Source organism: Microbacterium lemovicicum, from assembly GCF_003991875.1.
GTDB classification, from domain to species: Bacteria; Actinomycetota; Actinomycetes; order Actinomycetales; family Microbacteriaceae; genus Microbacterium; species Microbacterium lemovicicum.
This window is the reverse complement of the sequence record NZ_CP031423.1, coordinates 2543874-2563376: the sequence shown is the minus strand read 5'-3', so window position 1 is coordinate 2563376 and position 19503 is coordinate 2543874. Positions and strand designations below refer to the sequence as shown.

General features: G+C 72.6%; 15 protein-coding genes. 12 read left to right on the top strand and 3 right to left on the bottom strand.

The genetic code is table 11. The features are described 5' to 3' along the window. Positions 1-165: 165 nt before the first annotated feature. The 5 genes from CVS47_RS12010 (at position 166) to CVS47_RS11990 (ending at position 7845) form a co-directional block, all read left to right on the top strand. Entirely contained in the window at positions 166-1551 is a 1386-nt protein-coding gene (locus CVS47_RS12010; RefSeq protein ID WP_378790312.1) for a multidrug effflux MFS transporter, read from the top strand. Positions 1552-1623: 72 nt separating this feature from the next. Then, complete coding sequence (locus CVS47_RS12005; RefSeq protein WP_127096287.1) at positions 1624-2307, top strand: phosphatase PAP2 family protein; 684 nt, start codon at positions 1624-1626, stop codon at positions 2305-2307. Positions 2308-2370: 63 nt separating this feature from the next. Next, positions 2371-4401, top strand: a complete 2031-nt coding sequence (locus CVS47_RS12000) for a helicase HerA-like domain-containing protein (protein ID WP_127096286.1) — start codon at positions 2371-2373, stop codon at positions 4399-4401. A gap of 65 nt (positions 4402-4466) precedes the next feature. Continuing rightward, on the top strand, positions 4467-6068 hold the full coding sequence (locus CVS47_RS11995) for an SDR family oxidoreductase (RefSeq protein WP_127096285.1): 1602 nt from the start codon (positions 4467-4469) through the stop codon (positions 6066-6068). A 220-nt stretch (positions 6069-6288) separates the two neighbouring features. Next, positions 6289-7845 (top strand): nucleobase:cation symporter-2 family protein, encoded by a 1557-nt coding sequence (locus CVS47_RS11990; RefSeq protein WP_127096284.1) that lies wholly within the window; start codon positions 6289-6291, stop codon positions 7843-7845. 184 nt (positions 7846-8029) lie between these two features. On the opposite strand, the gene pucL is transcribed toward CVS47_RS11990, so the two are convergent. The 3 genes from pucL to uraD are packed head-to-tail and all read right to left on the bottom strand — an operon-like array spanning position 8030 to position 9796. After that, positions 8030-8941: a factor-independent urate hydroxylase gene (pucL, locus tag CVS47_RS11985; protein WP_127096283.1), complete on the bottom strand. Its 912-nt coding sequence runs from the start codon at positions 8939-8941 to the stop codon at positions 8030-8032. Position 8942: 1 nt separating this feature from the next. Then, complete coding sequence (uraH, locus tag CVS47_RS11980) at positions 8943-9278, bottom strand: hydroxyisourate hydrolase (protein WP_127096282.1); 336 nt, start codon at positions 9276-9278, stop codon at positions 8943-8945. Then, positions 9275-9796: a 2-oxo-4-hydroxy-4-carboxy-5-ureidoimidazoline decarboxylase gene (gene uraD / locus CVS47_RS11975; protein ID WP_127096281.1), complete on the bottom strand. Its 522-nt coding sequence runs from the start codon at positions 9794-9796 to the stop codon at positions 9275-9277. The genes uraH and uraD overlap by 4 nt, the downstream gene beginning before the upstream one ends. Positions 9797-10095: 299 nt before the next feature. Here uraD and allB point away from each other — a divergent pair, with 299 nt between their 5' ends. The 7 genes from allB to CVS47_RS11940 all read left to right on the top strand — a co-directional run bounded on the left by allB (position 10096) and on the right by CVS47_RS11940 (position 19498). Continuing rightward, on the top strand, positions 10096-11529 hold the full coding sequence (allB, locus tag CVS47_RS11970) for an allantoinase AllB (protein WP_241240142.1): 1434 nt from the start codon (positions 10096-10098) through the stop codon (positions 11527-11529). 17 nt (positions 11530-11546) lie between these two features. Beyond that, positions 11547-12752 (top strand): acetamidase/formamidase family protein, encoded by a 1206-nt coding sequence (locus CVS47_RS11965; RefSeq protein ID WP_127096280.1) that lies wholly within the window; start codon positions 11547-11549, stop codon positions 12750-12752. Beyond that, positions 12745-14352, top strand: a complete 1608-nt coding sequence (locus CVS47_RS11960; RefSeq protein WP_241240141.1) for an AtzH-like domain-containing protein — start codon at positions 12745-12747, stop codon at positions 14350-14352. Before CVS47_RS11965 ends, CVS47_RS11960 begins: the two co-directional genes overlap by 8 nt. Beyond that, positions 14349-15581, top strand: a complete 1233-nt coding sequence (locus CVS47_RS11955; protein ID WP_127096279.1) for a pyridoxal-phosphate-dependent aminotransferase family protein — start codon at positions 14349-14351, stop codon at positions 15579-15581. The genes CVS47_RS11960 and CVS47_RS11955 overlap by 4 nt, the downstream gene beginning before the upstream one ends. Before the next feature lie 4 nt (positions 15582-15585). Then, entirely contained in the window at positions 15586-16884 is a 1299-nt protein-coding gene (locus tag CVS47_RS11950; protein WP_127096278.1) for an allantoate amidohydrolase, read from the top strand. 22 nt (positions 16885-16906) lie between these two features. Further along, the gene (locus CVS47_RS11945) at positions 16907-18274 is read left to right on the top strand and encodes an amidohydrolase family protein (RefSeq protein ID WP_127096277.1); all 1368 of its coding nucleotides are present in this window, start codon (positions 16907-16909) and stop codon (positions 18272-18274) included. Between the two features lie 144 nt (positions 18275-18418). Beyond that, positions 18419-19498 (top strand): ABC transporter substrate-binding protein, encoded by a 1080-nt coding sequence (locus CVS47_RS11940; protein ID WP_127096276.1) that lies wholly within the window; start codon positions 18419-18421, stop codon positions 19496-19498. The last annotated feature ends 5 nt before the right edge of the window (positions 19499-19503 follow it).

The following is a 19503-nucleotide window of genomic DNA, read 5'->3' as shown; positions in this document are numbered from 1 at the left end:
CCGCCTTTGCTACGATGAAGGTCGAATCGATTCGATGCGTCCCATCGGCTCTTTTCCTCTCTCGCCGGTGACCGCTCCCGCTCTTCGCCACTCCCATCCGTCACTGTTCCGCCGTGCCCGACTCCGTCGGCGTCACGACGTGTCCTCGTTCCCGAAGAAGAAGCCGTGCTCGACACTTCCTCCACGCCCGCCGTCCGTCCCTCCACCCCGGAGAAGAGCGTCGATCGACGCGCATCCGACGCCACGCCCACCGGCACCATCGTGACCGTGGGCGGCACGCCCATGACCGGCGCCGTCCGCACCGCGGGTGCGTCCGGGACGACCGTGCACCCCGGCGACTCGATCTCCACGCCGCGCCGCATCGTCTACATCATCCTGCTCGGTGCTCTGACGGCCCTCGGCCCGTTCACGATCGACCTCTACCTGCCGGCGTTCCCGGTGCTCGAGGCCGACTTCCAGACCTCGGCGACCGCCATCCAGCTCACCCTCACCGGCACGATGCTCGGCTTCGCGCTGGGGCAGCTCATCGTCGGTCCGCTCAGCGACAAGGTGGGGCGTCGCATCCCGCTGCTGGCGGTCACGGCGCTCCATGTGCTCGCGAGCGTCGCGGCCGCCCTCGCGCCGACGCTGCTCCTGCTCGGCGGTGCCCGCGTGCTCATGGGCATGGGCGCCGCCGCCGGCGGCGTGGTGGCCATGGCGATCGTGCGCGACCTGTTCGGGGGCCGCCGTCTCGTCGTCATGCTGTCGCGCCTCGCGCTCGTCTCGGGCGTCGCGCCCGTCGCGGCCCCGCTCGTCGGCTCCGCGCTGCTGCTGGTCATGTCGTGGCGCGGCATCTTCGTCGTCCTCGCGATCTACGGCCTCGTGATGCTGGTGTGCGCGCTGTTCCTCGTGCCCGAGACGCTGCCGCGCTCCCGCCGCCAGGACCGCGAGACCACCACCGTGCTGCAGCGCTACAAGTCGGTGCTGTCGGACCGCGTCTTCATCGGCGTGCTCGTCATCGGCGGCATGACCTTCAGCGGGCTGTTCTCCTACCTGTCGAGCTCGTCGTTCCTCTTCCAGGTCACCTACGCCTTCTCGGCGCAGGAGTACGGGCTGCTCTTCGCCGTCAACTCGCTCGGCGTGGTCGCCGGCGTGCAGTTCGCGTCGCGTCTGGCGGCGCGCTTCGGCCCCCAGTGGGTCATGGCGTTCTCCACCGGCGTCCTCGTCGTCGCCTCGATCGCGATCATCGTGCTGGATCAGGCCGGCGCCGGCCTGTGGGGCATCATGGTGCCGCTGTTCCTGTTCATGACCGCCTGCGGCTTCACCTTCCCCTGCGTGCAGGTGCTGGCGCTGGACCGTCACGGCAGCGCGGCCGGCACCGCGGCATCCCTCATCGGAGCCGTGAACTTCGGCGTCGCGGGCCTCATCTCGCCCGTCGTCGGCTGGGTCGCCCACGACGCCGGCATCACCGCGACCACGATGGCCTCGGTCATGGCGGGCTGCGCGGTCATCGGCCTGCTCTCGCTGTGGCTGCTCGTGCGGCCGCGCACCGTCGGCCAGCTCGCTCCCTGACCGGCGGGAAGCGCGGACGGGCCCGGCGTGCAGCCGCGTCCCACGAGCGGTGACGGCTGGCATGATGGGGCGATGTCCCCGTCGTCGAGCGTGCGCCCCTTCCGGTGGAGCCGACTGACGTACCTCTGGATCGCCCTCGCGCTGTGCGCGGCTGCGACCTCGCTCGGCGCGGTCATCCTGTATGCGCGCGGCGACGCCCCGTTCGCCGTGGACGTCTGGTGGAACACCCTCCTCGCCCAGAGCCGCACCGAGAGCCTGCTGTGGGTGTCGTTCGCGATGAACTGGCTCGGCGGCGGGTGGTTCGGCATCTTCGGACTGCCGCTGATCATCGCGGCGGCGCTCGCGATCGCGCGACGGCCGTGGGCCCTGGTGTTCTTCCTCGCGGCGGAGGTGCTCAGCGCCGGCCTCGTGCAGATCCTCAAGCACACGTTCGGCCGGGCGCGCCCGGAGGACATCATCGTCGTCTCCGACTTCGGGTCGTTCCCCTCGGGCCACGTCGCGAACGCCACCACGATCGCGGTGGCGCTGATGGTGCTCTTCCCCCGACTGTGGGTGCGCATCGTCGGCATCGCGTGGGTGCTGCTCATGGCCTTCTCGCGCACCTACCTCGGCGCGCACTGGCTCACCGACACCATCGGCGGCGCGCTCGTCGGCACGGGCGCCGTGCTCGTGCTGGTGGCCGTCCTGGCGCCCCGGCTCACCGCGGAGGCGGACAGACGAGCGGATGCCGCGACTCTCCGCCGCGCCCCCGTCTGAGTCCTGCCGCTGCCGGCCGGATCCGGCCGCGCCGCCGCATGCCCCGCTCACTAGGCTGAGCGCATGAGCGACCCCTCGTCCCCGACCGATCCCGCCGTCGCCGCCGCCGAGGCCGAGCTCGCCCGGCTGCGCGCCGAGGCCGAGGCCGCCGAGGCGCAGCTCAAGGCCGCGCAGGCCCGTGCAGCGCTCGCCGCCGCGGAGGCCGCCGCCGCCCGGGCGCAGGCGGGCGCCGCTCCGGCGCCGGCCGCGACAGGTGCTCGGCCTGCGACAGGGGAATCCGCCGGAAACCTTCCTGTCGCCGACGCCTCACCTGTCGCCGGAACGGATGCCGCGGCCGCAGCGGCCGGGGAGGCGCCGGCCGCCGCGCCGGCAGCGCCCGCGCCGGCAGCGCCGGCGCCGGCAGCGCCCGCGCCGGCAGCGCCGGCGCCGGACGCCGCAACCGCCGTCGCCCAGGCCGCACCCGCTGAGGGGCCGCTGGACGAGACGCAGGTCGCGGCCGTCACGAAGGGATACACGTTCGAGGCCGCCACGCTCGACCTCGGCGCGCTGGTGAACGGCGAGCCGCGGGCCGACGTTCAGGTGCGCATCCCGCTGGGCATGATGAACCGCCACGGGCTGGTAGCCGGGGCGACCGGCACGGGCAAGACCCGCACGCTGCAGGGTCTCGCCGAGCAGCTCGCCGCCAAGGGCGTGCCGGTGTTCGCCGCCGACATCAAGGGCGACCTGTCGGGCGTTGCCACGCCGGGGGAGTCCAGCGAGAAGCTGCTGGCGCGCACGCGGGCGATCGGACAGGACTGGGCGCCCGCGGCATCCGCCACCGAGTACTTCGCCCTCGGCGGCGTCGGCAAGGGCGTTCCGGTGCGGGCGACCGTCTCGGGCTTCGGGCCGCTGCTGCTGAGCAAGGTGCTGGGTCTCAACGAGACGCAGGAGTCGAGCCTCGGGCTGGTGTTCCACTACGCCGACGCGAACGCGCTGCCGCTGGTCGACCTGTCCGACCTGCGCGCGGTGCTCAGCTACCTGACGAGCGACGACGGCAAGGGCGAGCTGAAGAACCTGGGCGGGCTGTCGTCCGCCACGGCGGGGGTCATCCTGCGCGAGCTGATCACCTTCGCCGACGGGGGAGCCGACGTGTTCTTCGGAGCGCCGGAGTTCGAGGTCACGGAGTTCCTGCGCACCGCCGCCGACGGGCGGGGCATCATCAGCCTGCTCGAGGTGCCGGGGGTCGCCGACAAGCCCGCGCTGTTCTCGACCTTCCTGATGTACCTGCTCGCGGAGCTGTACGAGCTGCTGCCGGAGGTCGGCGACCTCGACAAGCCGAAGCTGGTCTTCTTCTTCGACGAGGCGCACCTCCTCTTCCGCGACGCGTCGAAGGACTTCACCGCCGCGATCGTGCAGACGGTGCGGCTGATCCGCTCGAAGGGCGTCGGCGTCTTCTTCGTCACCCAGACCCCGAAGGACGTCCCCTCCGACGTGCTCGCGCAGCTCGGCTCGCGCGTGCAGCACGCCCTGCGCGCGTTCACCCCCGACGACGCCAAGGCGCTGCGCGCGACGGTGGGCACCTACCCGAAGTCGGGCTACGACCTGGAGCGCGTGCTGCAGGAGCTCGGAACCGGCGAGGCGATCGTCACCGTGATGAGCGAGAAGGGCTCGCCCACGCCCGTCGCCTGGACGCGGCTGCGCGCCCCGCAGGGGCTGATGTCGCCGACGCCCGACGACCGCATCGATGCCGCGGTGTCGGCATCGCCCCTGCTGCCGAAGTACGGCACGGCGATCGATCCCGAGTCGGCCCGCGAGATCCTGACGGAGCGGATGAACGCCGCCGAGCAGAAGCACGCCGCCGAACAGGCCGCCGTCGAGCAGGCCAAGGCCGCGGCGGAGCTCGCCAAGCAGCAGGCCGCCGCCGACAAGGCGAAGGCCGCGGCCGACAAGAAGGCGCAGGCGGAGTACGAGCGGCTGCTCAAGCGCACGCAGGGGACGACGCGCACGTCGTCGCGCCCGCAGAAGTCCACCATCGAGCAGGTGCTGGGGTCGCGGTCGACCCAGACGATCCTCAGCGGCGTGATCCGGGGGCTCTTCGGCAACGGACGCCGCTAGCGAGGCACGTGCGTGCCCGGCGTCAAGCCCTCGTCGAGGCGGATGCTGCGACCTAGGCTCCGAGCATGGTCGATACCAGTGCGCCCACCGGTCGGGAAGAGACTCTGCGGGCGGTGCCCCGCCCGGACGGCACGTCACCCCGCGCGCTCGTGCTCGGAGCCACCGGCTACATCGGCGGCAGGCTCGTCCCGCGCCTGCTGGCCGCCGGGTACCGGGTGCGCGTGCTGGCGCGCGACGCCTCGCGCGTGGCGAACCACGAGTGGGGGAATCGCGTCGAGGTGACCGAGGGCGTGGCGGAGGACGCGGAGGCGATGGCCGCCGCGGTCGAGGACGTCGACGTGCTCTACTACCTCGTGCACTCCATGGCGGCAGGCAAGGCGTTCGAGTCGGCCGACCAGACCGCGGCCCGTACCGTCGCGACGGCGGCGGCCGCGGCATCCGTCGGTCGCATCATCTACCTCGGCGGGCTGCATCCCGATGACGCCCCGCTCTCGGCGCACCTGCGGTCACGGGTCGAGGTCGGCGACATCTTCCTGCGCTCGGGTGTGCCGTCGCTGGTGCTGCAGGCGGGCGTCGTGATCGGCTCCGGATCCGCGTCGTTCGAGATGGTCCGCCACCTCACCGAGGTGCTGCCCTACATGCCCGCGCCGAAGTGGGTGCGCAACCACATCCAGCCGATCGCGGTGCGCGACGTCATGCACTACCTGCTGGGGGCCGCGCGCGTTCCGGCGGACGTGAACACGGCCGTCGACATCGGCGGGCCCGACGTGCTGCGCTACGGGCAGATGATGAACGGCTATGCCGTCGAGGCCGGCCTCAAGCAGCGCGGCATCGCGGCGCTGCCCGTGCTGACACCCCGACTCGCCTCGCACTGGGTCAACCTGGTCACGCCCATCCCCGCGGCGCTCGCCCGGCCGCTGGTGGAGTCGCTGCAGAACGACTGCGTGATGAAGGACCACGACGTCGACGGGCTCATCCCGCCGCCGGAGCAGGGACTCACGCCGTACCGGCAGGCGGTCAAGCTCGCCCTCGGCCGCATCCGCGAAGACGAGGTGGAGACGAGCTGGCAGGACGCCGATGTGCTGGGCGCGCCCAGCGATCCCCTGGCGAGCGACCCGGAGTGGGCGGGCCGCACCGTCTACACCGACGCCCGGTCGACCGAGACGAGCGCACCTCCGGAGTCGCTGTGGCACGTGATCCAGGCGATCGGCGGCGAGAACGGCTGGTATTCCTCGCCGGTGCTGTGGGCCATCCGCGGCTGGATGGACAAGCTCGTCGGCGGTGTGGGCCTCGCCCGCGGCCGCCGCAGCCGCGGTCGGCTGATGGTCGGCGACGCCCTCGACTTCTGGCGCGTGGAGGCCATCGAGCCGGGCAGCCTCCTGCGGCTGCGGGCCGAGATGAAGGTGCCCGGCACCGCGTGGCTCGAGCTGCGCGCGACGCCGACGCCCACCGGAAGCCGCTACGACCAGCGCGCCATCTTCTTCCCGCTCGGCCTCGCCGGACGCCTGTACTGGCTGGCGGTGCTGCCCTTCCACGGGTTCATCTTCAGCGGCATGGCGGCGCGCATCACCGCGGCGGCCGAGCAGCGGACGGACGCGGCCGCGGGCGGCGCCGCGCCGGACGATGCCGCCGCCGTCGCGGCGGAGAAGGCCGAAGCCGCCGCCTGAGCGTGCTCCGACGAGGTCGGATCCCTGCGCGCGGGTCGCAGACCCCCCGACCTGCGACCCGCGCGTGTGCTCGATCATCCGAGAGCGGCGTTGCGGCCGCGTAACAGCGCGATTAAGACTTCGCCGCGGGAGCGGCGGCCCCGCGCGGGCGGACGTAGTCTGCCCGCAAGCGATGGGGCGGTTCGTCCCGGCGGCCCGCTCCCGGAGAGGAGTGGACCCGATGGCTGCACCGGACGTCACCGACCGCAGGGCGGCGAAGGCCGCACGGCGGGAGGGCAACACCGTCGACGGCATCCCGCCGCTAGCGCGCCTGTTCCCCCTCGGCCTGCAGCACGTGCTGGCCATGTATGCGGGGGCCGTGGCGGTCCCGCTCATCGTGGGCGGCGCGCTGGGCTACTCGGCCCAGGACCTCGCCTTCCTCATCAGCGCCGACCTCTTCGTCGCGGGGATCGCGACGATCATCCAGTCGGTGGGCTTCTGGCGCTTCGGCGTGCGGCTGCCGCTCATGCAGGGGGTCACGTTCGCCGCGGTCGGCCCGATGATCGCGATCGGACAGAGCGAGGGCATCCAGGCGGTGTTCGGCGCGACGATCGCGTGCGGGCTCTTCATGATCCTCATCGCGCCGTTCTTCTCGCAGCTGCTGCGCTTCTTCCCGCCGATCGTCACCGGCACGGTGATCCTCATCATCGGCCTCTCGCTCATGCGGGTCGCCGCCGGCTGGATCGTGGACGGCTCGACCGAGGGCGCGCCGCCGATCAACGTCGCCTTCGCGTTCGGGACGCTGCTGCTCATCGTGCTGATCGAGCGCTTCGCGCCGCCCGCCCTGCAGCGTGTCTCGGTGCTGCTCGGCCTCGTGCTGGGAACGGTGGCGGCCCTCTTCGTGCCGGGGATGGTCGACTGGTCGGCCGTCGGCGAGGCCGACTGGTTCGCGGTCGTCACGCCGTTCCACTTCGGTCTGCCGACCTTCCAGATCGCGTCCGTGGTGTCGATGCTCATCGTCGCGATCGTCATCATGACCGAGACGACGGGCGACATGATCGCGGTCGGCGAGATCGTCGACAAGCCCGTGAACCGCCGGCAGCTCGCCGATGGACTGCGCGCCGACGGACTCGGCACGGTCATCGGAGGCATCTTCAACACGTTCCCGTACACCGCGTTCGCCCAGAACGTCGGGCTCGTCTCGCTCACGGGCGTGCGCTCGCGGTGGGTGGCCACCATGGCCGGCGGCATCCTCGTGGTGCTGGGCCTCATCCCGAAGATCTCCGCGATCGTGGAGGGCGTTCCGCGGGCCGTGCTCGGCGGCGCCGGCATCGCGCTGTTCGGCATGGTCGCGGCATCCGGGATCCGCACCCTCGCGAAGGTGCGCTTCAACAACAAGAACGTGCTGATCGTGGCGGTCTCGGTCGGGGTCGCGCTGCTGCCGACGGTGACGCCGACGATCTACGACCAGTTCCCGCAGTGGTTCACGCTGATCTTCGACTCCGGCATCAGCGCCGGCGCGATCACGGCGATCGTCCTGAACCTCGTGCTGAACTCGGATGAGATGCGCCGGACGCACGGCGGCGACGCGCACATGGGCGCCTACGACGCCGTGCGCGGCCCCGCTGCCGCGGCGCTCGTCCACCCGCAGGCGGAGGGCACGGGTCTCATCCCCACGCAGGCGCTGTCGGACGAGATCGCCGCCGAGCAGGGCGGCGACGGGATGCCGGTGGAGGCGCCGTCGATCGACGCGGCGGAACGGTCGCGCGACGCGGCGGCGACGCCCCCGCACGACTGAGCAGGGTTCCGCGGCCCGGCACAGCTCTGAATCTCGGCGGCGCCCCGGAGGAGCGGGGTCTCGCAGCGGAGACCTGCCGTGACAGACCCGTAGCATGTCCCACTTTCTGCACAACTCGCCGTAGAGGTGTGCAGAAAGTGGGACACGAACACGCCGGCCGCCGGAGTCCGGGACCGCGGACGAGTCAGACGAACCCGGGCAGGTCGAGCCAGGCGGCGGGTGCGGCATCCACGCCGTCGCGGGTAACCGTGCCCTCGATGAGGCCGTACGGCCGGTCGGCGGCGTAGAAGACCTCGCCGGGGTTGTCGAGTCCGAAGGGGGAGAGGTCGGAGAGGAAGTGGTGCTTGTTCGGCATCGCGAACCGCACCTCGGCGATCTCGGGACGCGCCTCGATGGCCGCCGTGCCCATGGCGAACAGCGTCTGCTGCAGGGCGAGCGAGTGCACGGTGGCGAAGGTCGACAGCAGCACCGCCGTCACCTCCGCGTAGAGCGCGTTGTAGTCGATGCCGGCCGCGACCGCCTCCGGCAGGAACCGCCAGCGGCCGGTGACGGAGGTGGCCATGATGCGGTCGTCGGTCTCGACGAGGGTCGTGTAGCGGTCGCGCGGGAACCCCGAGAACTCGCTGCCGGTGGACTTCAGCACGGTGAGGTCCGTGACGCCGCCCGTGACGTGGGTCGCGCCGTCCACCACCTGCACGGTGGCGAGCCGCGTTCCCTGCCCGCGGCGCACGAACGCGTGATCGTGGGGGCGGCCGTCGACGGCGATGCGGTCCCACTCGTACTGCTCGGTCTGCCAGAGCCCGCCCTCGATCCAGTCGAAGCCGTCCACGAAGTGCGCCGACAGTGCGAGCAGATACTCCTCGGGGGAGGCGACGCCGTGCTCCTTGGCGAAGGCGAACGCCGTGTTCTTCTGCGTGTCGGTGGCCACGACCAGGGCGTTGTCACCCGTGAGGTAGGAGTCCCGCAGCGCCGCGCCGCGCAGCTGCGACGTGACGTTCAGGTCGACGATCTCGTGCCGCGGAGTGTCGCGGTAGATCCGCACGATGCGGTTCTCGGCCTTGCCGTACTTGTTGGCACCCAGGCTCACGGAGACCATGTCAACTCCCTCGATAGGTCGAATAGGCGAACGGGCTGAGTAGCAGCGGCACGTGCAGGTGCCGCTGCGAGCCGTCTGGCGCGATCTCGACGGTGAAGGTCACGGTGACGAAGGGATAGAACGTGGGGATGTCGCGCTCGGCGAAGTACGCGCCGGTGCGGAAGGCGAGGGTGTACTCGCCCGCCGGCAGCTGCTCCGGTCCGAGCGTGGCCCGGCCGTCGGCGTCGGTGACCCCGGCGTCGATGGGAAGGCTCCGCGGCCCGGCGAGCTCGACGGCGATGCCGGCGGCGGGGGTGCCGGCATCGGCATCCAGGACATGCGTGGTGAGGCGGCTCATGGCCCGATCCTCCCGCCGACCGCGTCGGCGAGGGAACCCCGGAGGCGGAGGATGGCGATCTCGGCGAGCTGACCGATCGCCTCGGCGGCCTCGGTCTCGTCGTCGTCGCCGAGGCGGCGCTGCAGCTCGGCGAGGATCTGCTGCGGTGTTCGGCCGGCGGCGCGGATGAGGAAGACGCGCCCGAAGCGCTCCTCGTACGCCTGGTTGCCGGCGGCGATGGCGGCGGTGACCTCGGCCGCAGCATCCGCCATCGACGCCTGCTCCCGCCGGGACGCCGCCGCCGACGCGCCCGGTCCGACGGGACGCTGGCCGATGCGCGGGTGGTGGGCGAGCGCGGCGTCGAGGTCGGCGACGGTCCACCGGTCGGCGAGGGCGGACGCGCGGGCCGTCAGCGCGTCGAGCGAGGCGTACGGTCGCCCGGCGACGATCGCGTCGGCCCAGGCGGGCACGGCGGCCCAGACGAGGACGACGGATGCCGCGGCCTCCGGTGCCGCGGCGTTGAACTCGTCGAGGTGCATGGCGTCACGCTAGTCGCGGTGCGTTTCCCCCGGGTTACGCCCGTGTGCCGTGCTCGGCTGCCGGGCGCCGGACGCCCGTCGCTCTGCGCCCGGCGGCACGAGTGCCGTGCTCCGGGCTCGGCATGCGCGCGGTGCCGTGCCCGGCTGCCGCATCGGCGCCGCACATCGTTCGCGAGGGCAGGATTTACAGGCCGGAAACGCGGACGCCCCCGCCCGTGACACACGTGGGGGAGGCTGAGACCCGGACGATGACGGCGCCGATGCGCGGCACGCCGGCAGCGGACGGGAGAGGCAGGACCGTGGCACACGAGCGGAGCACACGCAGCATCCGGAAGCGGCAGGTCATCCGCGCCGCGCGGACGTGGATCGACGGGGCGTTCTTCCCGGCGACGGTGGTCGTGGAGAAGGGCCTCATTGTCGACATCGTCGGCGTGCGCGACCGGGTCATCGGCTCGACCGTGCTCGTTCCCGACGACGCGGTGCTGCTGCCCGGGCTCGTCGACTCCCACGTGCACGTCAACGAGCCGGGGCGCACGGAGTGGGAGGGGTTCCGCTCCGCGACGCTCGCGGCGGCCGCGGGTGGCGTGACGACCATCGTCGACATGCCGCTCAACTCCCTGCCGCCGACCGTCACGCCCGAGGCGCTGATGATCAAGAGGGATGCCGCGGCCCCCTCGGCCTTCATCGACGTGGGCTTCTGGGGCGGTGCCGTGCCCGAGAACCTCGGATCGCTGCGTCCGCTGCACGAGGCCGGCGTCTACGGCTTCAAGTGCTTCCTCTCGCCGTCGGGGGTCGACGAGTTCGCGCACCTCGACCGCGCGCAGCTCGCCGCCGCGATGGAGGAGGTCGCCGATCTCGGCTCACGCCTCATCGTCCACGCGGAGGATCCTGCGCTGCTGCACGACCACGCCGAGCTCGGCCGCGGGTACGACGCCTTCCTCGCCTCTCGGCCCGCCGAGAGCGAGGCCTCCGCGATCGACGCCGTCATCGCCGAGGCCCGCCGCACCGGCGCCCGCGCGCACATCCTGCACCTCAGCGACGCGGGGTCGCTTCCCGCCATCCGCGCGGCGAAGGCGTCGGGCGTCGCCCTCACCGTCGAGACGTGCCCGCACTATCTCACGATCGTCGCGGAGGACATCCCCGACGGCGCGAGCGAGTTCAAGTGCTGCCCGCCGATCCGCGGAGCCGCCAACCGCGACCTGCTGTGGGCCGGCATCGTCGACGGCACCATCGATGCGATCGTCAGCGACCACTCGCCGTCCACGATCGACCTGAAGCGCTCGGGCGGCGGCGACTTCGGCCTCGCGTGGGGCGGCATCGCCGGACTCCAGCTCGGGCTGTCGGCCGTGTGGACCGAGGCGCGGAGCCGCGGCATCCCCCTCGAGACGCTCCTGCCGCTCTTCACCACCGGACCCGCCTCCGTCGCGGGGCTGACCGACGTCGGCCGGATCGCGATCGGCGCGCCCGCGCACCTCGCCGCGTTCGGCCTGGACGACCGGTACGTCATCGACGCGGCCCGCCTGCTGCACAAGAACCCGATCACGGCCTACGACCGCCGTGAGCTGCGCGGACGCGTCCGCCGCACGTGGCTGCACGGCAAGCAGGTGTTCGACGCCACCGACGGCGGACCGGGGGAGGCGCCCCGCTTCCGCGGCTCGCCGCGAGGACGGCTCCTGTCCGCGGCTGCGGCGAGACCGTCACGGCCGGCCGTGGTCGCGTCGGCAGCGGGCTGATGCAGTTGGATGGGGTCATGACGTCGGCATTCGCGGTGCTGCAGCCGGGCGCCGGCGCACTGCCGGGCGACCACTACCTGCCCGCGTCGCCGGAGACGGTGCTGTGGGGACGGCTGCCGTGCGCAGCGGATGCCGCGGTGCTGACCATCCGCTCCGGTGAGACCGTGACGATCGACACCGTGAGTCACGAGGGCATCCTCGAGGACCACGGCAAAGATCCGCTGGGGTACTTCACGGGTCAGGGCGTCGCGCCGGACGCCATCCTGGAGGATGCGATCGCCATCGCCGGCGGCCTGTCCCGCGATCGGGCCGCCGACGGGCCGCACGTCGTCACCGGGCCGATCCGCATCGAGGGGGCCGAGCCCGGCGACCTGCTGCGGATCGTCGTGGTCGACCTGCAGCCGCGCGTGCCGTACGGCGTGATCTCCAACCGTCACGGCAGAGGTGCGCTCGTCGGCGAGCTGCCGCGCGGCGACTCCCACGTCAGCGTGTTCACGCCCGTCGAGGAGCGCGACGGGCGGCTGGTCGGGCTCCTGCCCGCCGTCGACGGCGGAGAGCGCACCGTGGCCTTCCCCCTCGCGCCGTTCCTCGGCACGATGGGCGTCGCCGTCGCCGGTGCCGAGCGGCCGCACTCGGTGCCGCCCGGATCGCACGGCGGCAACATCGACATCAACCTGCTCGTCGAGGGCACCTCGCTCTACCTGCCGGTGCAGGTCGCCGGCGCCCTCGCGTACGTGGGCGACCCGCACTTCGCCCAGGGCGACGGCGAGGTCGCGCTCACCGCCCTCGAGGCATCGCTGCGCGCGACGCTGCGGTTCGAGGTCATCCCGCGCGCCGAAGCGCTCGCCGAATTCGGCGAGGTGGCGGGGCCGCTGGTGCGGACCGCGGAGTACCTCGTGCCGACGGGACTGCACCCCGACCTGAACGAGGCGATGCGGGCCTGCGTGCGTGCGGCACTGACGCTGGTCGAGGCCCGCTGGGGGCTGCAGGAGCACCTCGCCTACGCCTACCTCAGCGCCGCCACCGACTTCGACATCTCGCAGGTGGTCGACATGGTGTGCGGCGTGCACGCCCGCATCCGGGAGTCCGACTTCGCGGCGATCGACGCGGCCCGCGGGCGCCGGCCGTGGACAGTCGATCCGGCGGGGACGGGACCCTTCGCCGCCGACCTGACTGTCGCCGCCGGAACCACCGGTCGCGCACGAGCGGCCGACCGTGGGTGAGACACGCATCGAGGATCTCGACGGCGCGGCATCCGTCCCCGCCGACCTGCTCGCGGCCTTCGCCTCCTACGAGCGGGCGATCATGGCGAACGACCTCGACGCCCTCGACGCCGCCTTCGCCCCGGGCGCCGGCACGATGCGCGGCGACGGCGCCGGACTGCTCGTCGGCCACGACGCCATCAGCGCGTTCCGCGGTCTCCGCGGCGGGGTGCCGCCGCGGGCGATCGAGCGCATCGAGCATCGCGCGCTCGCGCCCGATGTGAGCCTCATCGTCTCGGTGTCGCGCTTCGGGGGCGGTGGCACGGGCCTGCAGACGCAGGTCTGGGAGCGCATCGACGGCGCCTGGCTCATCACCGCGGCGCACGTGACGCCCCGTGCGCAGGCCCTCGACCGCTCGGTGTGGCGGACCGTCGGCGACCCGCTCTGGCAGGGCGCCTGGGAGGGGATGCTGGCGGGTCTCACCGTCGCCGTGAAAGACCTCTTCGCGATCAAGGGCTACCGCATCGGCGCCGGCAACCCCGCCTTCCTCGCCGAGGCGCGCGCCGAGCACACCACCGCCGCGGCCGTCGCCGACCTGCTGCGCGCCGGTGCGTCGCTGCGCGGCATCGCGCGCACCGACGAATTCGCGTACAGCATCGCCGGTGACAACGCCCATTACGGCACTCCGCCCAACGGTGCGGTGCCGGGCGCCCTCCCCGGCGGGTCCTCCAGCGGCCCGGCGTCAGCGGTCGCGACCGGCCAGGCCGACATCGGGCTCGCGACCGACACCGCGGGGTCTGTTCGCGTGCCGGCCTCCTACCAGGGGCTCTGGGGTCTGCGGACGACGCACGGACTCGTGCCGCGCCAGGGCCTGCTGCCCCTCGCGCAGAGCTTCGACACGGTCGGCTGGCTGACCCGCGACGGCGACACGATGCAGCGCGTCGTGGACTGGTGTCTCAGCTACGACGGCTCCGCCTCCACCGAGAACGTCTACGGCGAGTCCGACGACGACCTGCCGTGGCGCTTCCTCGTGCCGACGGAGGCGCTCGCCGCCGCCGAGCCCGCCACCCGCGTCGCCTTCGAGGAGCTGCTCGCACGCCTGCAGGAGACGGATGCCGCGCCGATCGTGCGACGCCCGATCGGCGACCTCGACGGCTACCTCGTCCCGTTCCGCACGGTGCAGGGCGCCGAGGCGTGGCGCAACAACGGCGACTGGGTGCGGGCGCACCCGGATGCGCTCGGCCCGGCGGTCGCGGAGCGGTTCGCCGCAGCATCCGTCATCACCGCCGCCGAGGAGTCCGACGCCCGGCGCGCGCTCGAGCCCCTCGCCGCCGCCCTGCAGGCGACCGTGGAGGACGCCGTCATCCTCATGCCCGCCGTTCCCGGGCCGGCGCCGCGCCGCACCGCCGCCGGCGACCGCGTCGACGCCGTCCGGGCGGCGACGCTGCGCCTCACCACCCCGGCTGCCGTCGCCGGGCTGCCGTCGCTGTCGATCCCGCTGCTGCGGGTCGACGGCGCACCGGTGGGCGTCTGCGTGACCGCCCGCGCCGGCACCGACATCGCCCTCGTCCGCCTCGCGCGCCGCCTCGCCCGCGCGACCCTCCGATCGGAGCTGCCATGACCGCCCTCCCCGGTCCCGTCTCGCCGCCGCCGCGCCTGCTCATGGGCCCCGGCCCGATCTCGGCGTACCCGTCGGTGTTGCGGGCGATGTCCTCCGAGCTCGTCGGCCAGTACGACCCGTTCATGACGGCGACGATGACCGAGACGCAGGAGCTGTACCGGCAGGTCTGGGGCACCGCGAACGAGGCGACGCTGCTGGTCGACGGCACGTCGCGCGCGGGCATCGAGGCCGCGCTCATCTCGCTCATCCGGCCCGGCGACCGGGTGCTCGTGCCGGTGTTCGGCCGGTTCGGCCACCTGCTGGCCGAGATCGCCGAGCGCGCGCTCGGCGAGGTGCACACGATCGAGGTGCCGTGGGGGCAGGTCTTCCCGGTGTCGGCGATCGAGGAGGCCGTCGTCCGCGTCAAGCCGCACCTGCTGGCGCTGGTGCAGGGTGACACCTCCACGACCATGCTCCAGCCGCTCGAGGACATCGGCGCGCTGTGCGCCCGTCATGGCGTGCTCTTCTACAGCGACGCCACCGCGTCGCTGGGCGGCAATCCGTTCGAGGCCGACGCCTGGGGGCTGGATGCCGCGACCGCCGGTCTGCAGAAGTGCCTGAGCGGCCCGTCGGGCTCAGCGCCGGTCACGCTGTCGGAGCGGGCGGTCGAGGTGATCGGCGGGCGTCGCCGCATCGAGGCGGGCATCCGCGAGGAGGGCGACGAGGACGCCCCCGACTTCATCCGCTCCAACTACTTCGACCTGGGCATGATCCTGGACTACTGGGGTCCGCGCCGCCTCAACCACCACACCGAGGCGACCTCGATGCTCTACGGCGCCCGCGAGTGCGCCCGGCTGATGCTGATCGAGGGCCGCGACGCCGTGATGGCCCGCCACCGCCTGCACGGGGAGGCGATGCTGGCCGGGGTGCAGGGACTCGGGCTCGTCGTCTTCGGCGACGTCGCGCACAAGATGACTAACGTGGTCGCCGTGGAGATCCCGGAGGGCGTCGACGGGGATGCCGCGCGCTCCGCGATGCTCGCCGACTTCGGCATCGAGATCGGCACCTCGTTCGGGCCGCTGCACGGGCGGGTGTGGCGTATCGGCACGATGGGCTACAACGCGCGGAAGGACGCCGTGCTCACGACGCTCGCCTGCCTCGAGGCCGTGCTCCGCCGCCACGGTGCGTCGGTGCCGTCGGGCGGCGGTGTCGACGCCGCGCTCGACGTCTACGCCGGGGCGGGCGCCTGAGCCCATGCGCACCCGCCTTCCCGAGCTGCCGCCCGACGTGACCGCGTCCGCGGCGCGCCGCGTCATGATCCGGTGCGACGAGCTCGCCCGGGTCACCGCCGCGCCCGGCCGCATCGAGCGGGTGTACCTGTCGACCGAGCACGCGCGGGTGAACCGTCTCGCCGCGGAGTGGATGCGCGAGCTCGGCATGATGACGAGTCAGGATGCCGCGGGCAACCAGATCGGGCGCTTGGCCGCCGCCGACCCCGACGCCCCCGCGATCCTGCTGGGGTCGCACCTGGACACGGTGCCCGACGCGGGCAGGTTCGACGGCATCGTGGGGGTGCTCATGGCCCTCGAGGTCGTGCGGCTGCTGCGCGTCCCGGCCACGTCCGGCCACGTCTCGCCGTTCCCCTTCGCCCTCGAGGTGATCGCCTTCGCCGACGAGGAGGGCACCCGCTTCGGCACGGCGCTGCTCGGCTCCTCCGCCGTGGCCGGGTCGTGGAACGACGCGTGGTGGGACCTGACGGATGCCGACGGCATCACCCTCCGCGAGGCGTTCCGGGAGTTCGGCCTCGACCCCGGACGCGTCGGCGAGGCCGCCCGCCGCCCGGACGACCTCGTCGCCTACCTCGAGGCGCACATCGAGCAGGGACCCGAGCTCGACCGCCGCGGCGAGTCGCTCGCCGTCGTGTCGTCCATCGCCAGCGCGCGCCGTTTCCAGCTCGTCGTCGAGGGGGAGTCGCGCCACGCCGGCGGCACGCCCTACGACATGCGCCGCGACGCCCTGCTCGGCGCCAGCGAGGCGGCCCTCGCCGTCGAGCGCATCTGCCGCGGCGAGCACCACGTCATCGGCACCGTCGGCAGGCTCGAGGCGTTCCCCGGTGCCGTGAACGTCGTGCCCGGTGAGGCGCATCTCAGCCTCGATCTGCGCGCCGAGCACGACGGCGACCGCGATCGCGTGTGGCACGAGATCTCCGCGGAGATCGACGCCATCATGGGCCGGCGTCGGCTGCGCTGGCACGCCCGCGGCGTGCACACCGCCCCCGCCCTCCGGTGCGCGCCGCTGCTGCAGGACGTCGTCCGCGAGGGCATCGTCGCCGCACTCCCCGACGGCTCCGACCTCCCGGCGACGATCTTCAGCCGCGCCGGCCACGACGGCATGGCGATGGGCGCCGTGACCGACGTCGGGATGCTGTTCCTGCGCAATCCCGACGGGATCAGCCATCACCCCGACGAGGCCGTCAGCGGCGACGACGTCGAGCGCGGCATCCGGGCGCTCGCCGAAGCCGTCGCCCACCTCGCCGCCGAGCCCCGCCCCTGATCCCCCCTCGAACGGAGTCCCCGTGTCGCTTCTCGTGACAGGCGCCCGCCTCATCACCGTCCCCGCCGGCACCGACGATCCCGGCTACATCGAGGACGGATGGATGCTGGTCGACGACGGGCGCATCGCCGCCGTCGGATCGGGCACGCCCACGACGACGGGCGACGAGACGCTCGACGTCGACGGCGCGTTCGTCGCGCCCGGCTTCGTCTCGTCGCACTCGCACCTGTTCACGAGCGGCCTCCGCGGCCTCGGGGTCAGCGAGACGCTGTACGGCTGGTGCGACTCCATGCTCGGGACGACCGCGCACTTCGGCCCGGAGGACATGTACTGGTCGACGCTGCACGGCGCGCTCGACTTCCTCGGCAACGGCGTGACCACGGCGTACAACTTCACCGATCCGCAGCAGGCATGGGAGCCGATGATCGCCGGCAGCCGCGCCGGGCGCGCCCCGCTGCGGCCGCTGGAGTATCACACGCGCCAGGCCGACGCCTGCCGCGATGCCGGTCTGCGCTTCGTCGACGCGATCGCGATGGACGTGACGGCCGGCACCGACGACGAGGTCTTCGCGCGGTTCGCCGCCGCCGTCGCCCACACGCGCGGCCTCGACCCCGACCTCGCCCTGGGGGCGTCGATCATGGGGCAGGTGCAGTGGTCGCCCCGCGCCGACGCCGCGGAGTTCGAGGTCGCGGCGATGCGCCGCTTCGGCGTCACCAACCAGGCTCACTTCCTCGAGTCGCCGGAGCAGATCGCCGAGCAGCGGGCGAAGTTCGCCCTGTACCGGGATGCCGGAGCCCTCGGTCCCGACATGATGTTCGGCCACTTCATCCAGACCACGCCGGAGATCATCGAGGAGACGGTGGCCGGCGGTGCGTCGATGTCCTGGCAGCCGGCGTCGAACGGCCGGCTGGCCTCCGGCGTCGCGCTCGTGCCGGAGATGCTCGCCATGGGCATGAAGGTGGGGATCGGGCTCGACGACCAGGCGTGCACCGACGTCTCGGACCCGTGGCAGAACATGCGCATGGGCATCGCCATGCAGCGCGCGCGCACGAAGGATCCGCTGTCGATGATGCCGGAGCTCGTGCTGCGGCTGCACACGCTCGGCGGCGCCGAGATCCTCGGCGTGGACGACCGCGTGGGCAGCCTCGAGGTGGGGAAGTTCGCCGACTTCGTGGTCGTCGACCCGCGGCATCCGGACGTCGGACCGCTCTGGCACCCCGTCCGCTCGTACGTCCTCTCGATGACGCCGCGGAATCTCAGGGGCGTGTACGTCGGCGGTGAGCTCGTGCACGACGGGAGCGCGTCGACCAATCCGCTGGGGGACGAGGCGTCGGCCCGCGTGCACGAGGCGCTGCCGGCGATCGCCGCTCGCCACGGACACCCGCGCTGAGCCCCCGGGCGCGAACGTGTAACGGCCCGGAAACACCGCGCCGGTGTCGGCGAAATCTCCGTCTCGTAGCGTCGAGCCACGCGAGGGCACCGCGTGTCAGGGTGCCCCGCCTCACCCGACGCACCCCCACTGGAGACACAGCCCATGACGTTCCTTCCCTCCCGGCGCGCACCGCGCCTCGTCGCGGCCCTCGCCGGCGTCGCCCTGTCCGCGCTCGCGCTCTCGGCATGCGCCTCCGGCTCCACCTCCGCGGGCGGCTCGTCGGCGTCGGCCGACGGCGCGGCGGGCTACGGCGACATCACCCTGCAGCTCAGCTGGATCCTCAACGAGGAGTTCGCGGGCGAGTACTTCGCCGACAGCAAGGGCTACTACAGCGATGCCGGCTTCTCGTCGGTCAACCTCGTGCCCGGACCCGAGACGGGCGTCGCCCCGCTGCTCAGCGGATCGGCCGACATCGCGCTCAGCGACTCGGTGTCGATCGGCGCCGCGGTGGCCAACGAGTCCGCACCGCTGAAGATCATCGGCGCGACCTTCCAGAAGAACCCCTTCACGATCCTGTCGCTGAAGGACGGCGGCGACATCGCCGGCCCGAAGGACCTGATCGGCAAGAAGATCGGCGTGCAGGACTCCAACACGACGCTGTTCAACGCGCTCCTCGCCGCGAACGACATCGACCCGTCGGAGCTCACCATCGTGCCCGTGCAGTACGACCCGGCGCCCCTGGTCAACGGCGAGGTCGACGGCTTCGTCGCCTACCTGACGAACGAGGCCATCTCGGTCGAGATGGCGGGCGTCTCGACCACGAACCTGCCGTTCGCGGACAACGGGCTCCCGTTCGTCGCCGAGACGGTCGCCACGACCGATGAGACGATCGCGAACAAGCGCGACATGCTCAAGGCGTTCCTGAAGGCGGAGATCCAGGGCTGGACCGACGCGGTCAAGGACCCCCAGGGCGGCGCGGACCTCGCCATGGAGGTCTACGGCAAGGACCTCGACCTCGAGCCCGCGAAGACCCTCGCCGGCTCCGAGGCCCAGAACAAGCTCGTCACCTCGGACGAGACCGAGGCCAACGGCCTGTTCACCATCTCCGACACGCTGCAGTCGATGACCGTCGACAGCCTGGCCGGGGCGGGCATCACGCTCCAGGCGGGCGATCTGTTCGACCTCAGCCTGCTCGACGAGGTCTACGCGGAGAACCCCGACCTCAAGAACTACGCGGGCTGATCGTC

Excerpts from the sequence above, each read along its gene's own strand:
- pucL (WP_127096283.1), bottom strand. The coding sequence starts at position 8,941 with ATGGTCTCCGTGAGCCTGGGTGCCAACAAGTACGGCAAGGCCGAGAAC.
- uraH (WP_127096282.1), bottom strand. The coding sequence starts at position 9,278 with ATGAGCCGCCTCACCACGCATGTCCTGGATGCCGATGCCGGCACCCCC.
- CVS47_RS11955 (WP_127096279.1), top strand. The coding sequence starts at position 14,349 with ATGACCGCCCTCCCCGGTCCCGTCTCGCCGCCGCCGCGCCTGCTCATG.
- CVS47_RS11950 (WP_127096278.1), top strand. The coding sequence starts at position 15,586 with ATGCGCACCCGCCTTCCCGAGCTGCCGCCCGACGTGACCGCGTCCGCG.
- CVS47_RS12000 (WP_127096286.1), top strand. The coding sequence starts at position 2,371 with ATGAGCGACCCCTCGTCCCCGACCGATCCCGCCGTCGCCGCCGCCGAG.
- uraD (WP_127096281.1), bottom strand. The coding sequence starts at position 9,796 with ATGCACCTCGACGAGTTCAACGCCGCGGCACCGGAGGCCGCGGCATCC.
- CVS47_RS11940 (WP_127096276.1), top strand. The coding sequence starts at position 18,419 with ATGACGTTCCTTCCCTCCCGGCGCGCACCGCGCCTCGTCGCGGCCCTC.
- CVS47_RS11995 (WP_127096285.1), top strand. The coding sequence starts at position 4,467 with ATGGTCGATACCAGTGCGCCCACCGGTCGGGAAGAGACTCTGCGGGCG.
- CVS47_RS12005 (WP_127096287.1), top strand. The coding sequence starts at position 1,624 with ATGTCCCCGTCGTCGAGCGTGCGCCCCTTCCGGTGGAGCCGACTGACG.
- CVS47_RS11965 (WP_127096280.1), top strand. The coding sequence starts at position 11,547 with ATGACGTCGGCATTCGCGGTGCTGCAGCCGGGCGCCGGCGCACTGCCG.
- CVS47_RS11990 (WP_127096284.1), top strand. The coding sequence starts at position 6,289 with ATGGCTGCACCGGACGTCACCGACCGCAGGGCGGCGAAGGCCGCACGG.